19 protein-coding genes are annotated in these 24,779 nt (G+C 62.4%); 12 read left to right on the top strand and 7 right to left on the bottom strand.

Going from position 1 to position 24,779, the window contains the following annotated elements; genetic code table 11:
• Positions 1 to 51 precede the first annotated feature (51 nt).
• Positions 52 to 2,367 carry a TonB-dependent receptor gene (locus BGP00_RS02095; protein ID WP_292921757.1) on the bottom strand — a complete coding sequence of 772 codons (2,316 nt, stop codon included), beginning with the start codon at positions 2,365 to 2,367 and terminating at the stop codon, positions 52 to 54.
• Positions 2,368 to 2,751: 384 nt separating this feature from the next.
• Between BGP00_RS02095 and BGP00_RS02100 the strand changes: the two genes are divergently transcribed.
• The 5 genes from BGP00_RS02100 (at position 2,752) to BGP00_RS02120 (ending at position 10,834) form a co-directional block, all read left to right on the top strand.
• A complete protein-coding gene (locus BGP00_RS02100; RefSeq protein ID WP_292921755.1) occupies positions 2,752 to 4,272 on the top strand; it encodes a carboxylesterase family protein in 1,521 nt (506 codons plus the stop codon).
• 115 nt (positions 4,273 to 4,387) lie between these two features.
• Positions 4,388 to 5,035, top strand: a complete 648-nt coding sequence (locus BGP00_RS02105; RefSeq protein WP_292921754.1) for a hypothetical protein — start codon at positions 4,388 to 4,390, stop codon at positions 5,033 to 5,035.
• A gap of 114 nt (positions 5,036 to 5,149) precedes the next feature.
• Complete coding sequence (locus BGP00_RS02110; protein WP_292921752.1) at positions 5,150 to 7,159, top strand: SPFH domain-containing protein; 2,010 nt, start codon at positions 5,150 to 5,152, stop codon at positions 7,157 to 7,159.
• A 221-nt stretch (positions 7,160 to 7,380) separates the two neighbouring features.
• Complete coding sequence (locus BGP00_RS02115) at positions 7,381 to 8,616, top strand: serine hydrolase (protein ID WP_292921750.1); 1,236 nt, start codon at positions 7,381 to 7,383, stop codon at positions 8,614 to 8,616.
• Positions 8,617 to 8,641: 25 nt separating this feature from the next.
• A complete protein-coding gene (locus BGP00_RS02120; RefSeq protein ID WP_292921748.1) occupies positions 8,642 to 10,834 on the top strand; it encodes a TonB-dependent receptor in 2,193 nt (730 codons plus the stop codon).
• 48 nt (positions 10,835 to 10,882) lie between these two features.
• Here BGP00_RS02120 and BGP00_RS02125 read toward each other — a convergent pair whose 3' ends face one another.
• Entirely contained in the window at positions 10,883 to 12,007 is a 1,125-nt protein-coding gene (locus BGP00_RS02125) for a helix-turn-helix transcriptional regulator (protein ID WP_292921746.1), read from the bottom strand.
• Between the two features lie 208 nt (positions 12,008 to 12,215).
• Between BGP00_RS02125 and BGP00_RS02130 the strand changes: the two genes are divergently transcribed.
• The 3 genes from BGP00_RS02130 (at position 12,216) to BGP00_RS02140 (ending at position 16,844) form a co-directional block, all read left to right on the top strand.
• Entirely contained in the window at positions 12,216 to 13,268 is a 1,053-nt protein-coding gene (locus BGP00_RS02130; protein ID WP_292921744.1) for an aromatic ring-hydroxylating dioxygenase subunit alpha, read from the top strand.
• Positions 13,265 to 14,341, top strand: coding sequence for an amidohydrolase family protein (locus BGP00_RS02135; protein WP_292921742.1), 1,077 nt, complete (start codon positions 13,265 to 13,267; stop codon positions 14,339 to 14,341). The genes BGP00_RS02130 and BGP00_RS02135 overlap by 4 nt, the downstream gene beginning before the upstream one ends.
• A gap of 121 nt (positions 14,342 to 14,462) precedes the next feature.
• On the top strand, positions 14,463 to 16,844 hold the full coding sequence (locus BGP00_RS02140; protein ID WP_292921740.1) for a TonB-dependent receptor: 2,382 nt from the start codon (positions 14,463 to 14,465) through the stop codon (positions 16,842 to 16,844).
• Positions 16,845 to 16,881: 37 nt separating this feature from the next.
• Here BGP00_RS02140 and BGP00_RS02145 read toward each other — a convergent pair whose 3' ends face one another.
• Positions 16,882 to 17,742, bottom strand: coding sequence for a LysR family transcriptional regulator (locus BGP00_RS02145; RefSeq protein WP_292921738.1), 861 nt, complete (start codon positions 17,740 to 17,742; stop codon positions 16,882 to 16,884).
• Between the two features lie 105 nt (positions 17,743 to 17,847).
• Here BGP00_RS02145 and BGP00_RS02150 point away from each other — a divergent pair, with 105 nt between their 5' ends.
• Genes BGP00_RS02150 through BGP00_RS02165 form a run of 4 tightly spaced genes read left to right on the top strand, consistent with a single transcriptional unit; the run spans position 17,848 to position 21,427 of the window.
• Positions 17,848 to 18,852, top strand: a complete 1,005-nt coding sequence (locus BGP00_RS02150) for a VOC family protein (protein ID WP_292921736.1) — start codon at positions 17,848 to 17,850, stop codon at positions 18,850 to 18,852.
• A 37-nt stretch (positions 18,853 to 18,889) separates the two neighbouring features.
• A complete protein-coding gene (locus BGP00_RS02155) occupies positions 18,890 to 19,966 on the top strand; it encodes a fumarylacetoacetate hydrolase family protein (protein ID WP_292921734.1) in 1,077 nt (358 codons plus the stop codon).
• A gap of 1 nt (position 19,967) precedes the next feature.
• Positions 19,968 to 20,396, top strand: a complete 429-nt coding sequence (locus BGP00_RS02160) for a DoxX family protein (RefSeq protein ID WP_292921732.1) — start codon at positions 19,968 to 19,970, stop codon at positions 20,394 to 20,396.
• On the top strand, positions 20,393 to 21,427 hold the full coding sequence (locus BGP00_RS02165; RefSeq protein WP_292921730.1) for an aromatic ring-hydroxylating dioxygenase subunit alpha: 1,035 nt from the start codon (positions 20,393 to 20,395) through the stop codon (positions 21,425 to 21,427). The genes BGP00_RS02160 and BGP00_RS02165 overlap by 4 nt, the downstream gene beginning before the upstream one ends.
• A gap of 185 nt (positions 21,428 to 21,612) precedes the next feature.
• On the opposite strand, the gene BGP00_RS02170 is transcribed toward BGP00_RS02165, so the two are convergent.
• From BGP00_RS02170 to BGP00_RS02185, 4 genes are read right to left on the bottom strand one after another with little or no spacing between them, the layout of a single operon-like run.
• Positions 21,613 to 22,245: a DUF1109 domain-containing protein gene (locus tag BGP00_RS02170; RefSeq protein WP_292921728.1), complete on the bottom strand. Its 633-nt coding sequence runs from the start codon at positions 22,243 to 22,245 to the stop codon at positions 21,613 to 21,615.
• A 1-nt stretch (position 22,246) separates the two neighbouring features.
• Positions 22,247 to 22,804 (bottom strand): sigma-70 family RNA polymerase sigma factor, encoded by a 558-nt coding sequence (locus BGP00_RS02175; protein ID WP_292921725.1) that lies wholly within the window; start codon positions 22,802 to 22,804, stop codon positions 22,247 to 22,249.
• Between the two features lie 35 nt (positions 22,805 to 22,839).
• A complete protein-coding gene (locus BGP00_RS02180) occupies positions 22,840 to 24,081 on the bottom strand; it encodes a thioredoxin family protein (RefSeq protein ID WP_292921723.1) in 1,242 nt (413 codons plus the stop codon).
• 39 nt (positions 24,082 to 24,120) lie between these two features.
• Positions 24,121 to 24,678: a peroxiredoxin gene (locus BGP00_RS02185; protein WP_292921721.1), complete on the bottom strand. Its 558-nt coding sequence runs from the start codon at positions 24,676 to 24,678 to the stop codon at positions 24,121 to 24,123.
• Positions 24,679 to 24,779 lie beyond the last annotated feature (101 nt).

Here is a 24,779-nt window from a genome sequence, read left to right on the forward strand (position 1 = left end):
AGCAATCAGGCCCCCCGGATCCCGATCCGGGGGCCTGATCCTGTTTGGACCTTAGAACTTGGCGTCCACGGTCACGCCCACCGTGCGCATCGCCTGCGAGGTCAGCCATGCGGTCTGATAGCTGCCATTGTTGCTGATCGCGGTGACAAATTTGGTGTTGAACAGGTTGCGGGCAAAGACCGCCGCGCTCCACCGCCCGTCGGCGTCGCGGATGCCGATCTGCCCCCCGGCAATGCCATAGCCGCGCTGGGCCGTCAGCGGATCGCCATTGGCGCTGAAGTTGACCGAGCTGCGATAGTTGTAATTGGCCCTGATAAAGCCGGTCATCGAGGCGCTGACAGGCACGTCATAGCTGGCATTGACCGAGAAGGTGAACTTCGGGCTGTTGGGCAATGTGCGTCCGGTGTTGTTCATGAAGCTGGTGGCCGGAACGGTGGTCGATGTGCCCGGAATGGTGGTGCTGACAAAGCATCCGGGCTGGGCGGAATAGTTGCAGGTGCCATTGGGGAAATAGGCAAAGATGGCGTCGATAAAGGCCATGTTGCCGCCGATGGTCAGGCGCTGGGTCGGGCGGGCGGTAAAGTCCATTTCCACGCCCTGCGTGCGCACCTTGCCCGCATTGGCGATCTGGAGAATGGCCAGATTGGTGCCGTTGAAGATGAAGGGCGTGGCCACCTGGGTCTGGAAATCCTGAATGTCGGTGTGGAACGCGTCAATGTTGAACACCAGCTTGCGGTTGAACCACGAGCTCTTCAGGCCGATTTCATAGTTGGTGGGAATTTCCGGGTTCGAAAACAGCGGCTGCCCCAGCGCATAGCCGCTGACCAGACCGATGCCCGGCCCCTTATAGCCGCGCGAATAGGTGGCATAGGCCATCACATCGGGCGTGATCTTGTATTCGGTGCCCAGCTTGTAGCTGAAATTGTCGGCCTTGCGGTTGCTGGGATAATTGGTCTGGTCAAAGGCCAGCGGGGCTGCGCCGGGGAAAGGATTGTCGGTCGGGCTGACCAGCGTGCGATTGTAGTTGATCATGGTCAGATCGTCATGCGTATAGCGCCCGCCCACGATCAGCTTCCAATTGCCGGTCAGATTGATGTTGCCCTGACCAAACAGGGCATAGTTGAGCGTTTGAATATCGGGCTGGGCCTTGCGGCTGTAAATCGCGCTCGATGCGGGCAGGCCAAGCTGGCCCTGCTGCGGATAGGCCGCCTTCAGGTTCTGGTTGAAGTAATAGAGGCCCACCACATAATCGACCAACCCCCGCTTGGGCGAGGCAAAGCGCAATTCCTGCGTCAATTGCTGCTGGGCCTCATCGGCGCCGTTGATCGGGAAGAAAGGCGTGTCGGTAAAGCCGGTGTCGGTGTTGTCATGGATGATCCAGCGGCGGAAGGCCGTGATCGAGGTCAGCGTGTAATCGCCGATCGACTTGTTGATTTCCGCCGAACCGCCCCATTGCACCATGTTGAGATAGACCGGCCCGCCGACATTGGTCTTGCGGTTGTCGAGGCTGGGCACGATGTTATAGGCGTTCATGCGCTGGACCACATAATTGGTCGGCGAGGCGCCCGTCGTACCGACAATCACCGATTGGCAGCAATCCGAATTGTGCTGTCCCCAATCCAGTGCCAGCAGGACCGAGAGATCATCGCTCGGCTTGTAGAGCAGCTTGGTGCGGAAACCGCCCTCGGACTGGCCGCCCAGCGTCTTGCCGGTATACACGTTCTGGATAAAGCCGTCGCGGTGGTTGAAATAGCCGTTCACGCGCCAGGCCAGCTTGTCATTGACCGGCAGGTTGACCATCGCTTCCAGCTTGGTCTCATTGTCCGTGCCATAGGAAGCGCGGGCGCTGGCCTCGAATTTCTGGACCGGGTTCTTGGTGGTGATCGACACCACGCCCGCCGAACCGCCCTTGCCGAACAACATGCCCTGCGGCCCGCGCAGAATATCGACCTGCGCAATATCGGCCAGATCGCCCGTGCCCATGCCCGGACGGCCCAGCACCACGCCGTCAACCACCACGCTCACGCTCTGTTCGGTGCCATCGGCAAAGGCGAAAGTGCCCACGCCGCGAATGGCGAAACCTTCGCCGCGCACGCTGTTCGATTCGGCAAACTGGACGCTGGGAGCAAGAAAGCGGATGTCGGTGATATTGCTCAGATTGGCGGCCTTGAGCACTTCGCCGCTCACCGAACTGACCGCGACGGGCACGTCCTGCAGGCGCTCGCTGCGCTTTTGCGCGGTCACCACGATGTCGACCACGCCTGCGCTCTGATCGCCTTTGGCAGGCGCGGTGGCGGCATGGGCCATGCCCGACAGACCCAGCATCAGGCTGGCGAGCGAAATCGACATGGCGAGTTTGGTTTTCATAATCCGTCTCCCAATATTTTTTGTTTTCAATGCATTAAAAGAGGATATCGCCATGCCCACCGGCGCATCGCCAGGCCGGCCTGGATATCCCTTTTCAGAAGTTACTCATCCCCCGCCGCCTGCCTTAATGTATGCAATCAAGGCCGAAACCCCGATCAACGCATGCAGTTCAGCGCCTCCTTTGCGGAGAGGTATTTCAGGTTTACAGCGCTGTCAAACCGGAATCGCTGCAATGTATGCAGGAAATCGATTTTCCAACCATTTTGCGCACAAAGATTCCGATCCTCGGAGATTTATCCTTGATCCGTTCCAATCTTTCAACCCAAAAGAACCTCTGTGTATACAAAACCAGAGAATCATCGGGCAGAGGAAAGGAAATCGGATATGGTCTATGCGCTTGACCGAAGGGCAATGCTGGGCCTGCTGGCCGCCGTCCCTGTGGCGGGCCGACTGCAGGCGGCCCATGCCGCCAAACTGACCCTCGCCACCCGACACGGCATGGTGCGCGGCCGCGTCGAGGACGGCATCCGTGTCTTTACCGGCATCCCCTATGGCCGCGCCGCCCGCTTTCGCCCGGCCCTCGAGGCCCGCAACTGGCCGGGCGTTCTGGATGCCACCAGCCCCGCCGCCGTGGCGCCGCAATTGCCGGGCATGGCCCCCTTTGCGGGACGCATGGGCGAGGATTGCCTCCATCTCAACATCTGGGCGCCCGCCACGTCGGGGCCTCATCCGGTGCTGTTCTATATCCACGGCGGCGCCAATGAGACCGGATGGAGCGGCGAACCCCTGATTGCGGGCGACAGGTTTGCCGCTGATGGTGTTGTCTGCGTCACCGCCAATTACCGGCTGGGCGCTCTCGGCTTCATGGAATTGGGCGGCCTGCTCGGCCCCGATTATGAGGGCAGCGCCAACCATGGGGTGCGCGATCTTATTCTGGCGCTGCGTTGGGTACGGGCCAATATCGCCGCCTTTGGCGGCGACCCGCGCCGCATCACAATTGCCGGAGAATCAGCGGGCGGCAAAAATGTCGGTACGCTGATCGGTATGCCTGCGGCCGATGGTCTCTATGCCCGCGCGGTGGTGTTCAGCGGAGGCGGGCAAACCGTCCATACCAAGGGGCAAGCTCATGAATTTGCACGCCTCTTTGCGGAAAAGCTGGGCGGGGCCGATCGCCTGCTCGGCGCGAGCGTCGATCAGATCCTGGCCGCGCAGGCGGCGGCGAAAGCGGCATGGCCGCGCAATTTCCCCTTTCGCCCGATGGTCGATGGCGCAGCGCTGCCCATGGTCCCGCTCGACCGCATCCGCGCGGACAAAGCGCCCCGCGTCCCCATGCTGATTGGCAGCAACGCCGATGAAAGCCGGCTGTTCCTGCCCGCCGGAACAGCCGGCGGGCCGCTGTCCTCGCAGTCGGTGGCGAATGAAAGCATGGAGCGGATGGCCGCCCTCGACCATGCCTATGCCCGGGCCTTTCCCGATCTGTCGGACGCCGAACGCCATTGGCGGCTGCTGACGGCCGAGGAATATGGGATGCCTTGCCTGCGCATGGCCGAGGCCCATGCCCGCAACGGCGCCTCGGTCTGGCGCTATCGCCTGACCTATCCGGCGCCGGGCGGGCCTTTCAAGGGCCTCTCGCCCCATGTGCTCGACGTGCCTTTCACCTTCAACCATCTGCAGACAAAGGGCATCGCCAACCTCTTTGGCCTTTCCGCCGTTGATCAGCCAATGGCTGACGCCCTGCATCGCGCCATGGTACATTTCGTGGCGGGCGGCGCGCCTGCGGCCCATGGCCTGCCCGTGTGGCCCACCTACAAGCCGGATCAGCGGGCCACGATGGACCTCAATAGATCGCCCGCGCTGCTCAACGATCCCGACGGAAAGGAGCGGGCATTATGGGGCGACCACTGAAGCCGATAGGGGGTTGCTGCCCCGGGCACTAAGCGGTGGGCTTCATGCTCGCCATGCTTGTATAAATTTCCGGCAATCGGCACCTTGAGCCTCGTGCAATTCTGAAAGAACGCGCATGGCCCCTGCTCCGATGCCTGCCACCGGCAAAGTGAAGCGCATTTCCCGCAGCCGCTTCATGGCCGGTATGGCGATTCATTTTCTGGCCCCCGCTTACCTGCTCTTGCTGATTGCCGATGCGGCCATGGGCCATGCGCCGGGGACATGGGCGGGATGGCTGCCCCATGCGCTCGGGCTGGGCGGGGCGTTTCTGGTCATCTATGGCGGGGCCTGCATGGCGCTGATCGCTCTGGCCGCGATGAGCGACCGCATCGGCGGCGCACGCGCCGACACCCACGGTGAGGCGAGCGATCCGGCCGCCAAGAGCAGGTCGGACCTGAGCCAAAGCCTTGCCGGGGCGCGGGGCCGCTTTGACGGCGATGTCGAGGCGCTGCTCGAACAGATCGCCGCCATGCCGCTTGACCACGACGACTCGCAGACCCGCGAAGTGGTTCAGGATCTGAAACGTCTGCTCGACGCATCAGGCGCCGCGATCGACCGGGCCGATGGGGCGCAGGCGCCCCTGCGCCGCCAGACCGCCGCGGCGCTGACCACACTGAAACAGGCGCTGGAGGCCCGATCAAGGGAATCCGGGATTTCCGCTCAGGACAAGGCGCGTACTTTGGCCAATTATGTCGAACTCAAGTATGGTGAAAAATTCGACTGAAGGATACTTTGTCACGTTCCGATTTCGCTAGCGCAGCATTCTGTTTGGGCGTAAATACGGCGGCGGCCGCAACTGCGCGGCTTCTTAAAAAGACACCACAGGATGTCACCCTCCATGCAGAATATGATCGTGCTCGGCGCCGGCGCCGGGCTTTTTGTGTTTGTTCTTGCACTCTTTGCCGCCTCGCGTTGTGTGCGCTATGTCGGCAATAACCGTGTCGCCATTGTTGAAAAACTGTGGAGCGGCGCCGGTTCGATCAATGATGGCCTGATAGCCCTGCGCGAAGAGGCCGGTTTTCAACCCGAAGTATTGCGCGGCGGCTACCACTTCTTCTTTCCCTTTCAATATCGCGTCCACAGCCAGTCGCTGGTGACCATTCCGCAGGGTCAGATCGGCTATGTCTTTGCCCGCGACGGCTCGCCGCTGGCCCCCACGCAGACTTTGGCCAGCAATGCCGCCACGGCCGATTTTCTTGACGTGCGTGCCTTCCTTTCAAAGGGCGGCCAGAAAGGCCCTCAACGCACCATCCTGCGCGAGGGCACCTATGCCATCAACACCGCGCAATTCGTCATCATCACCCGCGATCAGATCTACGGCCTGATGCTCAACGCCAATGACGGCGAATTGTTTGGCCAGATGCAGACCGTCATTGCCGGGCGAGGCGGCTTCGAAGCCGTGGTCATCAAGGACAGTTCCGACCAGATCGGCATTGTGACCGTGCATGACGGCCCGGCGCTGAACGCGGATCATATCATCGCGCCCGAGGTGGGCACGCAGCAGAGCGAAGCGGCCCATTTCCACAACAGCTTTCAGGACCCCGAAAAGTTCATCGCGGCGGGCGGCCGTCGCGGGCGACAGCTTCAGGTGCTGGTCGAGGGCAGCTATTACATCAACCGCCTGTTCGCCACGGTCGAAATGGTGGCCAAGACGGTGATCGAGGTCGGCCATGTCGGCGTCGTCATCAGCTATACCGGCAATGACACGGGCGACACATCGGGCGAGGATTACCGCCATGGCGAGCTGGTCGCGCGCGGATCGCGCGGCGTGTGGAGCGAGCCTTTACTGCCCGGTAAATATGCGTTCAACACCTATGCGGGCAAGATCCTGATCGTGCCCACCACCAATTTCATCCTGAAATGGGAAGAGGACACCGTCGGCCAGCACAAGTTCGACGAGAACCTGTCCGAAGTCTCGCTGATCACGCGCGATGCCTTTGAACCCACGCTGCCGCTCTCGGTCGTCGTGCATATCGACTATCGCAAGGCGCCGCTGGTGGTGCAGCGTTTCGGCGACATCAAGAAGCTGGTCGAACAGACGCTGGACCCGATGGTGTCGGCTTATTTCAAGAATATCGCCCAGAAGAAGACGCTGATCGAACTGCTTCAGGAACGCAGCGACATTCAGCAGCAGGCGGGCGAGGAAATGCGCACCAAGTTCGGCGCCTATAACCTTGAGCTTCAGGAGGTCCTGATCGGCACGCCGCGTGCGGGCCGGGGCAATGATCAGATCGAAAAGGTGCTGCAGCAATTGCGCGAGCGGCAGGTGGCCGAGGAGCGCGTGGCGACCTATGAAAAGCAGCGCATCGCCGCCGAAAGCGAAAAGGCGCTGCGCGAGGCCGAGGCCAAGGCCAACCAGCAGACGGCGATCACCCAGTCCGAACTCTCGATCATTGTGAAGGAGAACGAGGGCAAGGCGGCCCTGCGTCAGGCCACGCAGCAGGCCGAGCAGACCCGGATGCAGGCCAAGGCCGAGTCCGACCGCGTCCGCCTGATCGGCGAGGGCGAGGCGGCCAAGATGATCGCTCTGGCCGCAGCCGACGCCGAACGCATCACCAAGACCGGCCTTGCCACCGCCGAAACCATCGCACGGCAGGCCGAAGCCTCAGGCGGCGCGCATAACCAGTTGACGCGCCAGATCGTCGAGCGACTTGCCGAGGCGCTGGAGAAGTCGGGCGTAGATATCGTGCCCCGGATCCAGATCAACACGGGCCAGGACCATGGCGAAGGAACCGGCGGCGGGCCGCTGGCCGCGCTGATCGGCATGTTGCTAAGCCAGAAGGGTCAGGATCTGCTGAGCGCCAGTGAAGGGGACCGGTCGGTGCTTGTGACGCAGAAGGAAGGTTGATCGAGGAGCCCCCTGAGAGCGCATAAGCTTTCAGGGGGCGCCCGGCGGAGCGAGGCCGGGCAAGCAAGCATAAAAGCGCTGCGCCATCATCGCGCCCGCATCCGCCATCCATAAAAATTGATATCGCATATACCAAATGGTTCATGCGCCCCTCCCCAGCGCGCGCCAATATGGGCTCAGCGGCGGCTCATGAAAGCCGGGCCGCAGGGAGATGGATCAACATGACTTTTGCATTTCGTCTAGCCGTGGGCGCGATGGCTGGTTTGCTGGCGGGGCCGACGACGGTCTGGGCCCAGCAGCAACTTCCGGCCCAATTGAAGGGCGAGGTCCGCTCCGACGTGCCGGTGGCCACGCAGGTCATGCGTTGGCACATGAACGATGCGGATGTGAACTCTTTCGCCTTCCGCAACATGGATCAACTGTTCACCACGCGCCTCGTCGGCCATTCGGGGGCGCCCTCGCCCCTGCCCAAGGTCGAGCGGCCGATGGACTTCACCTATTCCTTCGCGGGCAAGACCTGGACCGCCCAGCAAGCGCTGGAGCGGACCTATACCAACGCGCTGCTCATCATGAAGGATGGGCGGATCGTCACCGAGATCTATCGCAACGGGTCGAACGAGCGAACGCGCTTCATGGGCTGGTCGATGACAAAATCGATCACCTCAACGCTGGTCGGGGCGGCGCTGGCGGACGGCCTGATTGCCTCGCTCGATGATCCGATCACCCGCTATCTGCCCGAATTGAAGGGCGGCGGCTATGATGGCGTGACCATCCGCCAGATCCTCCAGATGCGCTCGGGCGTCGATTATGAGGAGCGCTATGATTTCGCCAACCCCGGCATCGCGGCCAGCAACCATATCAACGCGCTGGTCAAGAATGTCGCGCGTTTTGCCGATGTGGCCCGCACGATCAAGCGCAAGTCCAAGCCGGGCGAGGTCTTTGCCTATAAGACCATCGACACCGCCGTTCTGGGCTGGATGATCGAGAGGGTCAGCGGCGGATCGGTGGCGGCCTATACCGCGCGCAAGCTGTGGGAACCGCTGGGCACCGAGGCGGACGGGTTCTACATCATGGATGGCGAACCGGGCACCGGGCGCGAGTTCAGCGGCGCCGGTTTCAACGCCACCTTGCGCGACTGGGCACGCTTTGGCCAGATGATGCTCGACGAGGGGGTGATTAACGGCAAGCGCGTGGTCAGCGCCGATTGGGTCAAGGCGGCGCAAGCCCCCGCCGGACCGGAAGACGGCCCCGAAGGCGGCTATGGCTATCAATGGTGGACCATGGCCAATTCGCCCGCCTATTCGGCCATCGGGCTGCAAGGGCAGTATGTCTACATCGATCCGGCAAGCCGGACCGTGGTGGTCAAGCTGAGCTATTTCCCGCCGCAGGACGGCGAAGTGAGCCAGGAGACGCTGGCATTTCTGGCCGCCGCCTCGGCGTGGAAGCCCCAATCCTAACAACATAAAACAAAGGGAGGGAAATATGACACTTCATTCTATGCTGGGGGGCGCTCTTGCGCTTGCCCTTGCTTTCCAACCGGATGCCGGTCTGGCGCAGCAAGCAGCCCCCGCAACCGAGGGCGCCAGTCAAGGCGTCGGCGACATCATCGTCACGGCCCAGCGGCGCAAGGAAAAGCTGCAGGATCTGGCCGTCTCGGCAACAGCCTTCGATTCCGGCTCGCTGGCTGCCAAAGCGGTGACCAACCTGTCCGATCTGCAAAATGCCAGCCCGGCCCTTTCGATCTCCGATGGCGGCATTACCCAGTCGATCAACATTCGCGGCATCGGCCTTGCCAGCAATTCGCCCAGCGTGACGGCCGGTGTCGCCACCTATGTCGATGGGTTGTTCCAGCCGCCGATCGTGCAGGGGAACAGCTTTTACGATCTGGCCAACGTCGAAGTGCTGCGCGGGCCGCAGGGGACGCTGGTGGGGTCGAATTCCACCGGCGGGGCGATCTTCATCAACACGCAGAACCCGCAGCTCAGCAAGGGGCTGGGCGGCTATGCGACGGTGGGCGTCGGCAATTACAATTCGTTCCAGTCCGAAGGCGCGGTAAATCTGCCGGTTTCCGACACATTCGGGCTGCGCGCGGCCGGTTTCTATCGCAGCCACCGCAGCTATTACACCAGCGTCGGCCCGGTGCCCACGGACGCGGGCAAGCTGCAGGAAGGCGGCGGCCGCCTGACCGCCATGTGGAAGCCCGGATCGTTTCAGGCCATCGCCAAAGTGTCCTTCAATGATCGCAACACAGGCGGCTATGCCTATCGCCCGATCCTTGGCACGCCCTTTGATGCCTACCGCGTGGGCGATATCCGCACACTCAGCTTCGACACACCCGTCGCCAACCGCGAACGCGCCTTTCAGGCCAGCCTTGAGCTGAAACAGGAATTGGCCAACGGGATCGTGCTGCGCTCGGTCACGGGTTATCAGAATAAGCGGATCAATGCGCTCAACGATGTCGATGCTTCGGCCGGGCCGGGCGGCGTGGCGGAAAACTATTTCGCGGGCGAAAAGGTCTATACGCAGGAAATCAACATCATATCTCCCACGGCGGGGCGGTTCGACTGGATTCTGGGCGGCTATTTCCAGCGCAACGATATCCGCATCCGCATCCTTCAGGACCAAGGCGGCTTTCCCACCGACATCATCGGCGGCAATCAGCGCACGACGACCGGCCTGTTCGCGCAGGGCAATTACGAGATCATTCCGGGCCTTGAGGCGCAATTGGGCGCGCGCTATTCGACCTATAAGGCGACCGGCTATGGCGATGTCACGATCGGGCGCGGCATTCCCGGCTTTCCGACGGGCGGCCTCGCCGTGGCCTCGCTGGCAGGCGACCATAAGGACTCGCTGGCAACCGGCAAATTCGCGCTCAACTGGAAGATCGCCCGCGACAACCTCCTCTATGCGCTGGTCGCGCGCGGCTACAAGCCGGGCGGCTTCAATTCGCCTACGTCCAATTTCGACCCCGAACGCGTGATCAGCTATGAGGCGGGCTGGAAATCAGCCTTTTTGCACAACCGCATCCGCACCCAGTTCAGCGCTTTCTACAACCAATACTCCAATTTCCAGTTCAACGTGGTCGAGCCCAGCACCGGCTTTTCGGGCGTGGAGAACATCTCCACGGTCAAGATCAAGGGCGTCGAGGCGCAGGTGCAGGGGCGCTTTGGCGGCTTGGGCTTTGACGCCAATGTCGCCTTTGTGGATTCGCATCTGGCCAGCGTGACCTTCGTCAATACGCGGCAACTGGGCGGCACTAATCTCGGCCCGCAATGCCCGGCCGGTCAGCCCTCCTCGCCCCCGCTCTGCTTTGACTATCGCCCCTTTATCCAGACCACGGGCGGCGGCCCCAACCTCTATGCGCCGCGCCTGACGTGGGGGGGCGGCATCGAATATGAACTGTCGCTGGGCGGCGAGGTGACGCTGACGCCGCGGGTGAACTATGCCTATGTGGGTGAGCAATTCACCTATATCGGCTATTCGCCGCTGTCGGACCGGCTCAGTGCGCGCGGGCTGCTTTCCGCGATTGTCACGCTCAAGCTCAACGACAGGCTGAAGGTCGAGGCTTGGGGCACGAACCTGACGAACAAGCAATATATCACCGGGCAACTGAACTCGAACGAGTTCTATGGCGCGCCGCGTGAGTTTGGTGTCAAGCTGAACGTGACCTTCTGATGGGAGCGGCCGGGGCCGCGGCATTCCGCCTCGGCCGCCCCGGCCGCCCTAGAGCCGCGCGAGCGACTGGCAGACCTGGCGGACCAGATCGGCCTGACGCCCCACGCCCGCCTTGGCCAGCGCGCTTTTGAGCTGCATCCTTGCCGTGCCCTCGGCAATGCCGCGATGGGCGGCGAAATCCTTGACCGTCATGCCGCCCACCAGATGCGTGGTCAGCATCGCCTCGGCCATGGTCAGCCCGAACAGATCGGCCACCTCGGCCGCATTGATGCTGGGCGCTGTGCCGGGCGAGCAGAGCGCAACAAGCGCGAGGCTGTTGCCCGGACGGCGGCGGTCAACGGCATCACGGCGCAGCACGCGCAGATGCAGCACTTGCGCAGGCTCATCCCCTGCAATGCGGCAGGTATCCCCCTTCTGCCCCCGGATGGTTTCCCGGACCATCTGGTCGGCCTCCATCGCGCGAAGGCGCAACTTTCCGGCCGAGCGCGCGATCTGCGGCAATGTGTCGATCAGCCTTTCGGCGGCGGCATTCATCCATTGCAGGCCCAGATCCCGGTCACAGGCCACCAGCGCAAGGCTGGTGGAATCCATGAAAGCCTCGGTCATGGCGAGACGGGCGTCATATCCGGCCATTTTGGCAAGCAGGAGCGAAACCTGCTGGAAATGGGGCAGGAGTTGTTGCAGAAAATACAGGTCGGCCTCGGTCATGTCGCGCCCGTCGCCGACATGGCGATGAAAAATCATCGTCGTATGTTCGCCCGGCGCGGTCTTGCACCCCAGCCAGAACCCCGGCCCCAGACCGCAGGTGGCCAGACCGAGACGTAACGCCTCTCGGTCGGCGGCGGTGAAGGCAAGGCTGCGCTGGTCGCTCTCGATCTCGTCCTGCCCCTGCGGTTCGGTATCGCGGCGAAAGCGAGGGTTGAGCGGCGAATTGGCCCAGGCATCGTGGCGCTCGGCCTCCTGCGTCGACCATGTGTCGCGCCGACAAAGGAAGGGGACAAGGTCGTCCTTGTCGGCAACCAAGCTCTGAAACACGGCACTGGCCACGCCCAACCGCATTTTTATCGCATCAAGAACGGCGGTCCAGCGCAATTCCTCGCCGACCGCGCCATACATCGTGGCGATGAGTTGGTTGTCATCCACCGGCGGCTGCCGCTCCTCTCTGCCCGTCACGGTGCTCTCCGGCCCGCCTGAGGGTCAAGCTACTCCGATTTTGGCGTCAAAGCGAGATCCGTCACGCGATGACATGCCCGGTCAATGGCGCGGGCGCGGCCACTCCATAGATTATGGTGATACCTTCATCATCCAAGATTGATTTTAATTTCAAAAGCCCTGCCGCTAAACTGACGAAAATCCTATAAAACCACAAAAAGGAAGAGGCATGTACCCGTTTGGCAAGGCGCAGCCCTTTGTGATGAACCGCTGGTATATCGCGGCTTTTTCCGAAGAAATCACGCGCACACCCTTTGGCCGCACCATCCTCGGCAAGCCGCTGGCCTTCTATCGCACGCAGGCGGGCGAGGCGGTGGTCATGTATGGCCTGTGTCCGCACCGCTATTTCCCGCTGGCCAAGGGCCGGGTGGAGGGCGATGCGCTGGTCTGCGGCTATCACGGCTTTGTGTTTGAGGCGGATGGTAAATGCAGCGCCATCCCTTCACAGGGCACGGGCGCGGGCTTTTGCCAGCCCACTTATCGGGTCGAGGAACGCGGCCCGCTCTGCTGGATCTGGATGGGGGATGCGGATCGGTGCGACCCGGATCTGATCCCGCCCTATGCGGATTTCGGGCTGGGGGTCGAGGGGTGGCGCTACAGTTCGCCCAACCATTTCACCATCCGGGCGCGGGCACAATTGCTGATCGACAATCTGATGGACCTGACCCACCTGCCCTATCTGCACCACCATATCGCGGGCGGCGAGGCGATGAAGGCCATGCCCATGCGTGAGGAAGAGCGCGAGCGCAGCTATCGCCTGATCCGCAGCGGCAAACTGCCATGGGGCGGATTCCACGATCTGTTATGGGGCGCCGATCATAGGTACGAAGGGCTGGCCGACTGGGAATCCATCACCGATTTCTATGGCCCCGAATTGATCCGCACCAATATGCCGCTGTTCACCAGCGTGCCGGGGCATGATCATGTGCCATCCGCACTGGGCCATCTGCATATCCTGCATGGCATCACTCCGGAAACGGCAACGAGTTCGCATTATTTCGGCTTTGCCAATCGCAATTTCCGCCTTGATGACGAGGTGCTCGATGCCTTCCAACTGGAATCGGACAAGAAGATCCGCCAGCAGGACATTGACGCGATCGAGGCCGTCGAACCCCATGTCGATGCCGCATCGCAGATCCAGCGCGAGTTGCTGGTCAAATCCGATGGCCCCGCGGTCAAGGTCCGCCGCCGCATCGCCGCCATGCTGGAGGCCGAGGCATGAGCGGCGATCACCTCTGCGCCTGCGGGCCTGAGCGCGCGCCGATCCCTGTGGCGCAGCGGGGCAGGCATCTGGTGGTGGACCTGCATTGCCACATGAACATTGCCGCCGCCGAAGCGCTGATCCGCGCCGAGGTCGAAAATCCGCCCAATCCACTGGCCTTCATGTCTGCGGCCTCGATGGCCACCAATGCCAAGCTTTTCGCCGCCATCGGGCGCAAATTGAACGGCATTGACGAAAGGCTGGCCGATATGGACCGGCTTGGCGTCGATGTGCAGGCCATCAGCCCCTCGCCCGGCCAATATTACTATTTCGCCCCCGATGAACTGGGCCGCGATGCCGCGCGGATGGTCAATGACGGGATCGCGGCGGCAGTGGCGCAGCATCCCGACCGGCTGGTGGGCATGGGCACGGTGCCGCTGCAGAATGTCGAAATGGCGGTGCGGGAGATGCGCCGCTGTGTGGGTGATCTGGGGCTGCGCGGGATCGAGATCGGCACCAATGTGGCGGGGCGCGAGCTGGCCGAGGATGCGTTCCGGCCCTTCTTCGCGGCGGCCGAGGAACTGGGCGTGCTGCTGTTTCTGCACCCGCTCGGCTTTACCCATGGCGCGCGTCTGGCCGAACATTATCTCGACAATATCATCGGCAATCCGCTCGAATCCTCCATCGCGCTCAGCCATCTGATTTTCGGCGGTGTGCTGGAACAGCATTCGCGGCTGAAATTATGCGTGGCCCATGGAGGCGGCTATCTGCCCGCCTATTGGGGGCGGATGGATCATGCCTATCGCGCGCGCGATGATTGCCGCCGGTTCATCACGCGTGAGCCGTCCTCCTATCTGCGCCAGGTCTGGCTCGACACACTGGTGTTCGACCGGGATCAGCTCGACGCATTGGTACACACCCATGGCGCCGACAAATTGTGTCTGGGCACGGATTACCCCTTCGACATGGGCGAGCCCGATCCGCTGGGTTTTCACGCGCATTTGCCCGATCCGGTCAAGGCCCGCCTGCTGGGACTGAACGCGGCGCAATTGCTGGGTCTGAGCCCTCTATGTGACTCATGCGGGCGGGAATGAGCCTGCGTCAAACTATCAATAAAAATGATTTCTGATTGCCCAACTGATGATTGGACGAATGATCGGATCGCGTGATTTCATCGCCTGCCACAAGAGCAAAAACCAAAATGGGGAGAGAGACATGAAATCAGCCTATTTCATCGCGTCCAGCCTGCTGGCGCTGGTCATGCCCGATCTGGCCCGCGCGACGGAGACCGACAGCGGGCCGGCCATTCAGGACATTGTCGTCACCGCCCAGCGGCGCAGCGAGAGCCTGCAAAAGGCCGCCATTGCCGTTTCGGCCATCGGCGGCGATGAATTGAGAAACACCGGCATCACCCAGCCCACGGCGCTGGGCAATGTGGTTCCTTCGTTGCAGGTGGCGCCTGCGGCGGGGCCTTATAACCTGTTCTATCTTCGCGGGGTGGGCAATTTCAACGGCAATGCCTTTTCCGATTCCGCCATCGCGTTCAACTTCGCGGGCGTCTATCTTGGCCGTCCTTCGGCCACGTCGGGCTTTTTCTATGACCTCGAACGGGTCGAGGTGGTCAAAGGGCCGCAAGGCACGCTTTATGGTCGCAACGCCACCGGGGGTGCGATCAATGTCTTGCCGCAAAAGCCGCAACTGGGGGCTTGGGGCGGTTTTGCCGGGGTGGATGTCGGCAATTACGCGGCGCTGCGATTGGACGCCGCCCTCAATGTCCCGATCGGCGAAAGGGCAGCCGCGCGGATCGCGGCCATGCGCGTCAAGCACGACGGCTATATGAATGACGGCACCGACGATCAGGACGATGTCGGCCTGCGCGGATCCTTGCGCTTTGAACCGAGCAGCGCGGTCCACCTCAATCTGATCGCCGACTATTTCGATCAGGGCGGACGGGGCGTGGGCATGACCCCGCTGCTGGCCCCGCAAGGCGTTGCCACGGCGGCAACCATATCGCCTGACAGCCGCATCGGCATCTTCTCGCCCCAGGGACAGGCTTTTTACACCAGCCAGCGCGCGGGCCTGCTGGGCCGACCGTTTCAGCCCTTCCCGTCTGGCTTCCAGCCCTATTTGCGCAATAATTTTTTCGGGATCGCGGGATCGGCTGAATGGGTCAGCGACTTTGGCACGCTGACCATTCTGCCGTCCTATCGCGAAGGCCATTTGAATTATAACAGTTTCACGCCGGGCTTTCAGGTCAACGCGGTCGAACGCAACGCCCAGACCAGCGTGGAGGCGCGCTTTGCCACGCCCGAGTCAAAGCCGCTGCGCGCGCTGCTGGGCGCCTTCTATTATCACGATCACACCTATGGCCCCTATGGCGATTATGCGTCCAACTGGAACGCGCAATATGACAAGGATATGCTGCTCAACACCACCAGCAAGGCGCTGTTCGGACGGTTGACCTATGCCGTAACGCCCGACATCCGGCTGACCATCGGCGGCAGGCAGACATGGGAAGACAAGGACTTTACCGGCAGCCGCGTGTCTCTGACCCGCATCTGCACGGCCGCATCCTGTCCCACCGCGCCCTCGCTGCCCTATGGCCCGACACCGGCCGCCCTGGGCGCCTTCCCCTCGGTGCTGGTTCCCACGCTGGGGGCCGCGCCCTATGGCGGGCTGCCCGATGTGGTCAATGCCCCCAATGTCATCCAGTCGGCCACCGTCTTTACCAACAATCAGGCCCGAAGCTTTGGCAAATTCACATGGCGCGCGGGCGCGGACTGGGACATTACGCCGCGCAATCTGGTCTATGCCTCGTTTGAAACCGGGTTCAAGGCGGGCGGCTTCTATTACAGCCCGAACGGCGCGGGCGGTTCCTTCGATCCCGAGGCGCTTCAGGCCGTCACGCTGGGTTCCAAGAACCGTTTCTGGGGTAATCGGGTCCAGTTGAACCTTGAACTCTTTCGCTGGAAATACCGCAATCAACAGATCAGCCACCTGCTGACCGTGGCGGGTGTGCCGACCTTCGTGACCGAAAATGTGGGCCGCGCAACGTTTCAGGGCTTCGAACTGGAGGCGCGCTTTGCCGCCACGGCGCAGACCACCCTGTCGGCCGACCTGCAATACCTCGACGCCAGCTATGACCAGTTCACCTTTCAAAGCCCCAATTCGAACGGCGGGGTGTTTAACGGCACCTCATGCCCCACGGCGGGCTTTGTCGGTTCGGGCGCCTATATCATTGATTGCGGCGGCAGGCGGCCCGTCAATGCCCCGGAATGGACGCTCAATCTGGGGCTGGAACAGCATGTGCCGGTGTCTTTTGGCGAATTCACGCTGAATGCCAAGGCGCATTACCAGACCGCCACGGTGATCGGCATGGAATTCGCGCCGGTCGAAACACAAGGCGCCTATTGGCTGACCGATGCACAGATCAATTTCAGCCTGCGCTCTTCGGGCCTGTCGCTGGGCCTGTATATAAACAATATTTTTGACAAGACGCTGCTCTCTCAGGCTTTCCCCACGCCCGGGACCAGCTTTTATGCCACCACCTTGCGCCCGCCGCGCACTTTTGGCGGCCGCGTGTCCTATAAATTCTGATGATATGGTGGGGGAAGGCGATGCCCTTCCCCCGTCCTCATGCCTGAATTTCGCTCAACAGGCGCAGGATCCAATGCAGGCCCGGATCACTGTCGCGCACCTTGTGCCATTGCGCGATCTGGATGATCTCCGGGAAGGGTTGCCACGTTTCGTGAATGGCGATGGGATAGACCTGCGCGAAATATTCGGCATAGCGGCGGTGCATGGTCGCCAGTCGGCGCGTGCCCACAACACCGCGACACAGATCGCCAAAACTGGGCAGCAAAACCTCGACCCGGCGTTCACGATCCATTTTCGCGATATATTCGTCGGTTACCGATGGGCGGCGGTCAGGGCCAAAGGTGGAAACGGCGTGGCCCACCTCGAAAAATATATCCTCGGTGATGGTCGTATAGCCCGCATCGCGCCAACTGATGATAACGTCGCTGTCGCGCCATAATTCCATCGAGGGATATTTGGCGTTCACATAGGGATGCACGGTGATCGCCACATCCACCTCGGCCCGCTCCAGCCTTTCCGAGGCCTGACTGCTGGGCGGGATCACCTCAAACGTCACCTTGGGCGCCAGCGCCGAGGCGCGCACGAACAGATCGGCCAGCCCGATCGTATAGGCATAATCCGAAGCGATGATGCGGAAATGGCGGCTGGACGTGGCCGGGGTGAAATCGCCCGCCCGCGTGATCTCGCCCCGGATTTGCAGCAGGGCGCGGCGCACAGGACCTGACAGATCCTCCGCCTTGGGGGTGGGCTGCATCTTGCGCCCGTGCAGCACCAGCAGATCGTCGCGGAAATAATCCCTCAACCGGTTGAGCGCGCCGGTGACAGCCGGTTGCGTCAGGTTCAGCCGCCGCGCCGCCGCCGAAACATTGCGCTCCTCAATCAGGGCTTCGAAAGCCACCAGCAGGTTAAGGTCAAGCCCGTCAAATCGCATGGGGCTTTGTATCAGCCTTAGTTATACCAAGCAACTCCAATATTCGATTGGACGCTTGCTGCCCACTGGCCGATGAATGCCGGGACACCGCAGGCGCAGTATGGCCGCGCCGCGAAACAGGAACCGGGGAGAGAGGCCGTGATGCTGCGCAAGCTGCACCATGTTACATTCCATGTACGCGATCTGGCGCAAACCGAACAATTCGCGCAGGACTTCGGCCTGATCACCGTCGAGCATACGGCCGAGCGTCTGGTCATGGCCACGCAGGGCGGCGACGCCTTTGCCTATGTCGCCTATCGCGCCGAGGAGCCCAAATTCATCGGATTGGCCTTTGAAGTGGCCAGCCCGGCCGATCTGGAGGAGGCCATCGCGGCGCATGGCGCGCAAGGCATCGCCGAACTTGATCTGCCGGGTGGCGGGCGTTGCGTGACGCTGAGCGATCCCAACGGTTTTCGCGTGGATCTGGTCCATGGCGTCGGCGCGAAACAGGCCCTGCCCGCCTATCCCGCGTGGCAGATCAACTCACCGCTCGCCTATCCGCGCGAGGGGCGCTTTGAACCCAAACGCCCGATGGCCCCGGCCAAACTGTTCCGGCTGGGCCATATCGGCCTGTTCGTCCCCAATTTTCTCGCCAGCCTGCCGTGGTACAGGGATGTACTGGGCCTGATCCCCAGCGACATCTACCACGTGCCGGGCCTGCCCCATGTCCAGATCATCGGCTTCCTGCGCCTCGACCATGGCGAGGAATTGGTCGATCACCATTGCATCGCGCTGATGCAGAGCATGGATGGGCGCACCGACTGCCACCACATCAGCTTTGAAGCGCAGGATTTCGAAGCCCAGTTCATGTCGCACCGCTATCTGGAATCGCGCGGCTATGATCTGGTCTGGGGCGTAGGGCGCCATCCCCATGGCAGCCATGTTTTCGATGTCTGGCGCGACCCGGACCGCAATCGCTTCGAAACCTTCACCGACACCGACCGCCTGCGCAAATCGGACGGCACCCGCATTCACGATGTCCATGACGTCGAAATGGATGTGTGGAGCTCGGACCCGCCCGACCGTTATTTTTCCTGAACGTCTTGTTTTACAACCATTTACTCGAGGTCATACCATGACAGACCACAGCTTTCTCAAACCCCTTCCCGCTGCGCCCGAGCCTGAGGGCATTGACGATATCACCGGGCTGGTATCCGGCTCCTTTGGCATCGGCACGTTCCGCGATGGCGATGGCGCGGCCTTCCCCGGCGTGGTGGTGCCCGGCGGCGGGGTTTACAGTCTGGCCGAGGAATACCGCGATACCCATGCCGTCTTTGAGGATTGGGCGCGCGCCTCCAATCTGGCCAATGACGTGGCCGCGCGTCAGGATCGCCATGCCCATGACTATCGGGCGCTCACCATCCTGCCGGTGCTGGCCCATCCCAACCTGCTGTGCGCCGGGTCCAATTACCGCCAGCATGTCGCCGAGATGATGACCTTCAACAAGTTCAATCAGGACAAGCGCATCGCGGGCGAGAGCGACGAGGCGTTCTTTGAGCGCAACCTGGGCGAAATCGACCGGCGCGCGCGCGAAGGCATGCCCTATTTCTGGACCGGCCTGCATTCCTCGCTCTGCGGCGCCAATGAGGATGTGCCTTTGCCGCTGATCGGGCAGCATCCCGACTGGGAGCTCGAATTCGGCGCCATCGTCGGGCGGACGGGCCGCTATATCCGCCCGGACGAGGCAGGCGATCTGATCGCGGCCTATGTCATGGTCAATGACATTGGCACCGTGGACGAGTTCCGCCGCGCCGATGTCCGCTTCATGTATGATTGGGTCAGCAAGCATCAGCCCAATTTCAAACCCTTCGGCCCCTTTGCCGTGCCCAAGGAATTTGTCGACCGCAACAAGGTCCAGATCCGCCTGAAGGTGAATGGCGAGATCCGTCAGGACTGGCCGATTTCCGACATGATCTTTCAGCCCGAACAGATCCTGTCCTATGCCTCCGAACGCATCCGACTGGTTTCGGGCGATCTGCTGATCACCGGTTCGCCGCCGGGCAATGGGGCGATGTGGGGCAATGCATGGCTGAAACCGGGCGATGTGATGGAAAGCGAGATCACCGGTCTGGGCCGCCAGACCAACCGCATTGTGGCCGAGGAAACGGGCGGGCGCAGCCCCACCTATGGCCCCTTTATCACGGAGTGGTGATATGAACCCGCCGGTCCGGATCGGCCTTGGCCTGCTGCGCATCGTCTCCGGTCTGATCTTCATGCAGCATGGGGTGCAAAAGCTGTTCCTGTGGCCCGCCAGTGTACATCACCCCGGCCCGCTGGTGATCTTCAGCCTTGCCGGGCTGGCGGGTTGTCTTGAATTTTTCGGCGGTCTGGCCATCGTGCTGGGCCTTGCCACGCGCCCCGTCGCCTTTGTTTTGAGCGGGGAGATGGCGGTCGCCTACTGGATGATCCATTTCCCCGCCGGATTGGCCATGAAGGATGGCTGGATGCCGGTGGTCAATCAGGGGGATCTGGCCATCCTGTTCTGCTTTGTGTTCCTTTATCTGGCGCTGGCCGGGGGCGGCGCGTGGAGCCTTGATGCCATCATCGCCCGGCGACGGGACAATCGGGAGAGGAAAGCATGACATTCCTGCGCAACGCATGGTATCCGGCCGCATGGTCCGCCGCTCTGGGCGATGCGCCGATGGAACTGACCATGCTGGATCAGTTCATCGTCCTTTTCCGCGGCGAAGGCGGGCAGCCCAAGGCGCTTCATGATGCCTGCCCCCACCGCTTTGCCCCTTTAAGCCGGGGCAAGTCGCGCAATGGCCGGATCGTCTGCGGCTATCACGGGCTGGAATTCGATGGGGCGGGGCGATGCGTCCACAATCCGCATGGCCATGGCGCCACCGTTTCGGCGCTACGCGTCCGCGCCTTTCCGGTCGCCGAGCGCTATGGCATGCTATGGATCTGGATGGGCGCAGAAGGGGGCGAGGAAAGTCACCCCCTGCCCGACCTGCCGCTTTTCGACGATCCCGGCCTGACGTGGGTCCATGGACAGCTTGATGTGCGGGTCCATTACGAGCTGGTTACGGACAATCTGCTCGACCTGACCCATGTTGAGTTTCTCCATCCCTTCCTCGCCTCGCCGGGCAATGCGGCCCGCACGCATTATCGCTGTGAACAGATGGGCGATGAGGTCCGCTCGGTCTATACGATCAGGGAGGAGCCGGTGACGGGCCTGTTCCAATTGCTGTGGCCCGATGCCCCGGAGCGGGCGAATATGGTGGCCGATATTGTCTGGCAGGCACCCGCCCGCCTCTCGCTGAAAACCAGCATGGGGCGCGGGGAAAGCGCGGCTGGGGATGATCCGCAACTGGTGGTCATGCATCTGCTGGTCCCGCAGGGCGAGAATGCCACGCGCTATTTCTGGGCGGCGGGCAGGAACAGCGCCAAAGACAGCGAGCAGGTTTCGGCCATGCTGCACCAAGGCACGCAAAACGCCTTTGAATTTGAGGATGAGCCGATGATCGCGGCCGTGCGCAGCCGGATGCGATCCAATGATCTCATGGCGCATAAACCGGCCATCCTGCCCTTTGACGAAGGCGCGATCCGGGCAAGGCGCATCCTTGCGCGGATGCTGGGCCGCGAATTGGCCGAACAGGCGACCGGCTAGTGGATTGATTTTGACATTTGCATCCCCTGTCGGCCGGGATGGCTCTGCAAATGTCAAAACCGTAAAATCCACTAGAATCATGAGTTTCTAGTGGTCCATAGAGATTTCGACATTCGAGCACAGCTTTGCCTCCAGCGGTATCGAATGTCGAAATCAGACCACTAGCGGCAACGGGCGCCCGTTTTTCAGGCCCGGATCAACGGGCGGCCCGCCAGAACCGTAATCCCTCCCAAAACCAAAGCCGCCAGCAGATGGGCGACAAAATCCGTCATCGACATTTCCGCCGGATGACAAAAACCCAGCAGGCCAAAGGCCATGAAGGCAATCCCCGCCCCCGCCACGGTCAAGGATCGCCCGGGATTCAGGGATCGGGTGCGCCGCAGGGCGGCAATGGCAACAAGGATCATCGGCGCGCCCGCGGTCAGCACAAAGGTGAAGCAGTAACTGCCCACGCCTCTTTGAAAACTGATCAACCGGGGCGACAGGGCCATGCTGACCATGGCCAGCACCAGCCATGCGGCCAATCCGCCCATGATCCAGCCCTTGCCCCGGACCCGTCCGTCGGCCATGCTGATCGAGAGGGAGGCGGCGAAGATCGCCAGACCCAGCGTCAGCGACAAAGCCACATTGGCCGCCGAAATCACCGCATGGGCGGATGCCCAGTCGGTGGCGAAACGATGCAGCATTCGCGTGGCCAGAAAGCCCAGCCCCAGCGCCACCGGCGCCCAAACCATCACCCGCCGCCACACCGGCGCCACCCGGGCAACGGGCCGCAGGTCGTGGGTCAGCGCCTCAATCAGGGCTTCAGAATCGCGCATATCAGGCATTTCCATCCTCGCGCAGCCGGGCAAGGGCGCGGTGGAGCAGGGATTTGACCGCCGAAACGGACATCCGGCTTGCGCCCGCCGCATCATCCAGACTCATCTCTTTCAGCTTGACCATTTCCACCATCATCCTTTGCCTTTGCGGCAAACGGCCCAGCAAACGGGCCACTTCGCGTTCATTGCCCCATGCCTCGCCCGGATCGGCAGAGGCATGGTCGGCGGCGGCATCCATCGCTTCGTCATCCATGATCTCAAACCGCCGCGTCCGGCCCGACCGGCGCAGGACATCAATCGCGCGCGACACGGCGATCGCCCCCACCCATGGCATCAGCGGCCGCGCCGGGTCATAGGTGTGGCGCAGGCGATGGATCGTCATCAACGTGTCCTGCACCGCGTCCTCCACCAGATCCTCATCGAAAATGCGGCGCGCGGCGATGCGGCGGATGGCAGGCAAAATCGCGCGCAGTACCATGCGATAGGCCGCATGGTCGCCGTCCTGCGCCCGCCGCATCCATGCGGGCCACTCGCTTTCGGGGGGAAGGCCGCCGGGCACGCTGGGCCTATCGCATCCTTAGGTAAGGCATAGGATCAGCCCTTTGCGCGCGCGGCGGCTTCCAGCGCCTTGATCGCCAGATCCTTGGTCAGCACCTGCGGCAGGATCACCGGTTTGCCCCCGCCCGCCGGATAGACGAGGTAAAGCGGCAGACCCGTTCGGCCAAGATCGCTCATCGCTTTTTCGATTCCCGCATCATAATTGGTGGAGTCGGCAATCATAAAGGCTGTATCGGTCCGCGCCATCGCTTCCTTGAAAGCGGGCGTCGAGAGGACCGCCTTTTCATTGACCTTGCAGGTCAGGCACCATGCGGCCGAAAAATCGACGAACACCGGCCTGCCTGCGGCGGTCTGAAGCGCGACCTGTTGGGGCGACCAGCGGATCGGGCGATCATCGCGGGCGGCCGTGACGGTCGGTTTGCGCGCCTGTGTTTCAAACGCGGCCCCCGGCATGGCAAAGGCCCCGCCAATCACCGCCAGCCCCGTAAGCGCCGTCAGCGTCAGAGTGCGTGCCGGTTTGCCCGACATGGCGCGGCGCTGGGCCAAGCCATAGATCCACGCGCTGAATGCCAGCAGCAGCGCGCAGCCCAGAATGAAGGGCAGGCCCGCCGAGGCCGTCTGGGCATCGAGCACCCAGACCAGCCAGGCGGCGGCGGCCAGCATCGGAAAAGCCAGCGCATGTTTGAGCGTGGCCATCCACGGGCCCGGACGCGGCAAACGCCGGGCCAGCGCGGGCGAAAAGCACAGCGCGGTAAACGGCGCGGCCACACCCACCGCCAGCGCGGCAAAGATCGCAAGGCCCACGAGCGGCGGCTGAACCAGGGCAAAGCCCAGCGCCCCGGCCATGAACGGCCCCGCGCAAGGCGTGGCCACCACCACCGCCAGCGCGCCCGTCAGGGCAGCCCCGGTCAGGCCCTCGCGCCCGCTGACGCTTTGCCCGGCCCGTTGCAGGCCAAGGCCGATTTCAAACAGGCCCATCAGATTGAGCGCCGAACCGATCATCACCAGCGCCAACAGCGCGACAATCATCGGCGATTGCAGATGGAACCCCCAGCCCACCGCCTCGCCCCCGGCCCGCAGCGCCAGCAGCACGCCCGCCAGCGCCAACATCGCCAGCACAGAACCGGCCATGAAAGCCAGACCTTCGCGGCGCAGCAGGGCCGGATCGCCCCCCTGCCGCACGAGGCCGAACGCCTTTAACGAGATGATCGGAAAGACGCAGGGCATGCAATTGAGGATCAGCCCGCCCAAAAAGGCGGAGAGAATGGCAACAAGCATCAAAAGCCTCGTAACGACAGAGAGGGACCCGATCAGCGATCAGCCGTGCTTGGCTTTCCATTCGCGCACGGCGGCCATGGTCTTTTCGATATGGGCCTGCGGATTGCCGTCGGTATAGCTCAGCAGGATCTTGCCGTCGGGCGCGATCACAAAGGAGGTGCGTTCCGACAGAAGACGGTCCTTGAACGTCATCGTGGTCTTGTATTCAGCGGCGATCTTGGCGCCCGGATCGGCGGCTACAGCGAATTTATCGCGGCATTCCACCTTGGAAAATTCGGCCACGCGCTCAACATTGCCCGCCGTCACGCCCACGACCGTGGCGCCCATCTTGCGGAATGTGTCGGTGGCTTCGGCAAAGAGATGCGCTTCGACCGTACAGCCGGGCGTAAAAGCCGCCGGGAAGAAATAGAGGACGACCGGCCCCTTGCGCAAAGATTGGTTGAGCGTGAAATTGAACGTCTTTCCGCCCTTTGCCGCATCCAGCGTGAAATTGGGCGCGGCGGCGCCCTGCGGCAGGGCGGCAAAGCCCGGGGTCGGAAGCGAGGCGGCCAGCAGCCCGAGCGCCAGCGAAACGGCAAGGTTCTTACGGAATTTCATCTGCTCTGCTCCAATACGAAATCGGTTGAAGGGGATGGGCTTTCCCCCGCCCCTCACAAACGGTTTCGTCGGCGCTCAGCAAAAAGTTGCGGTCAAAATCA

It is taken from the genome of Novosphingobium sp. 63-713, from assembly GCF_001898925.1.
GTDB lineage: Bacteria > Pseudomonadota > Alphaproteobacteria > Sphingomonadales > Sphingomonadaceae > Novosphingobium.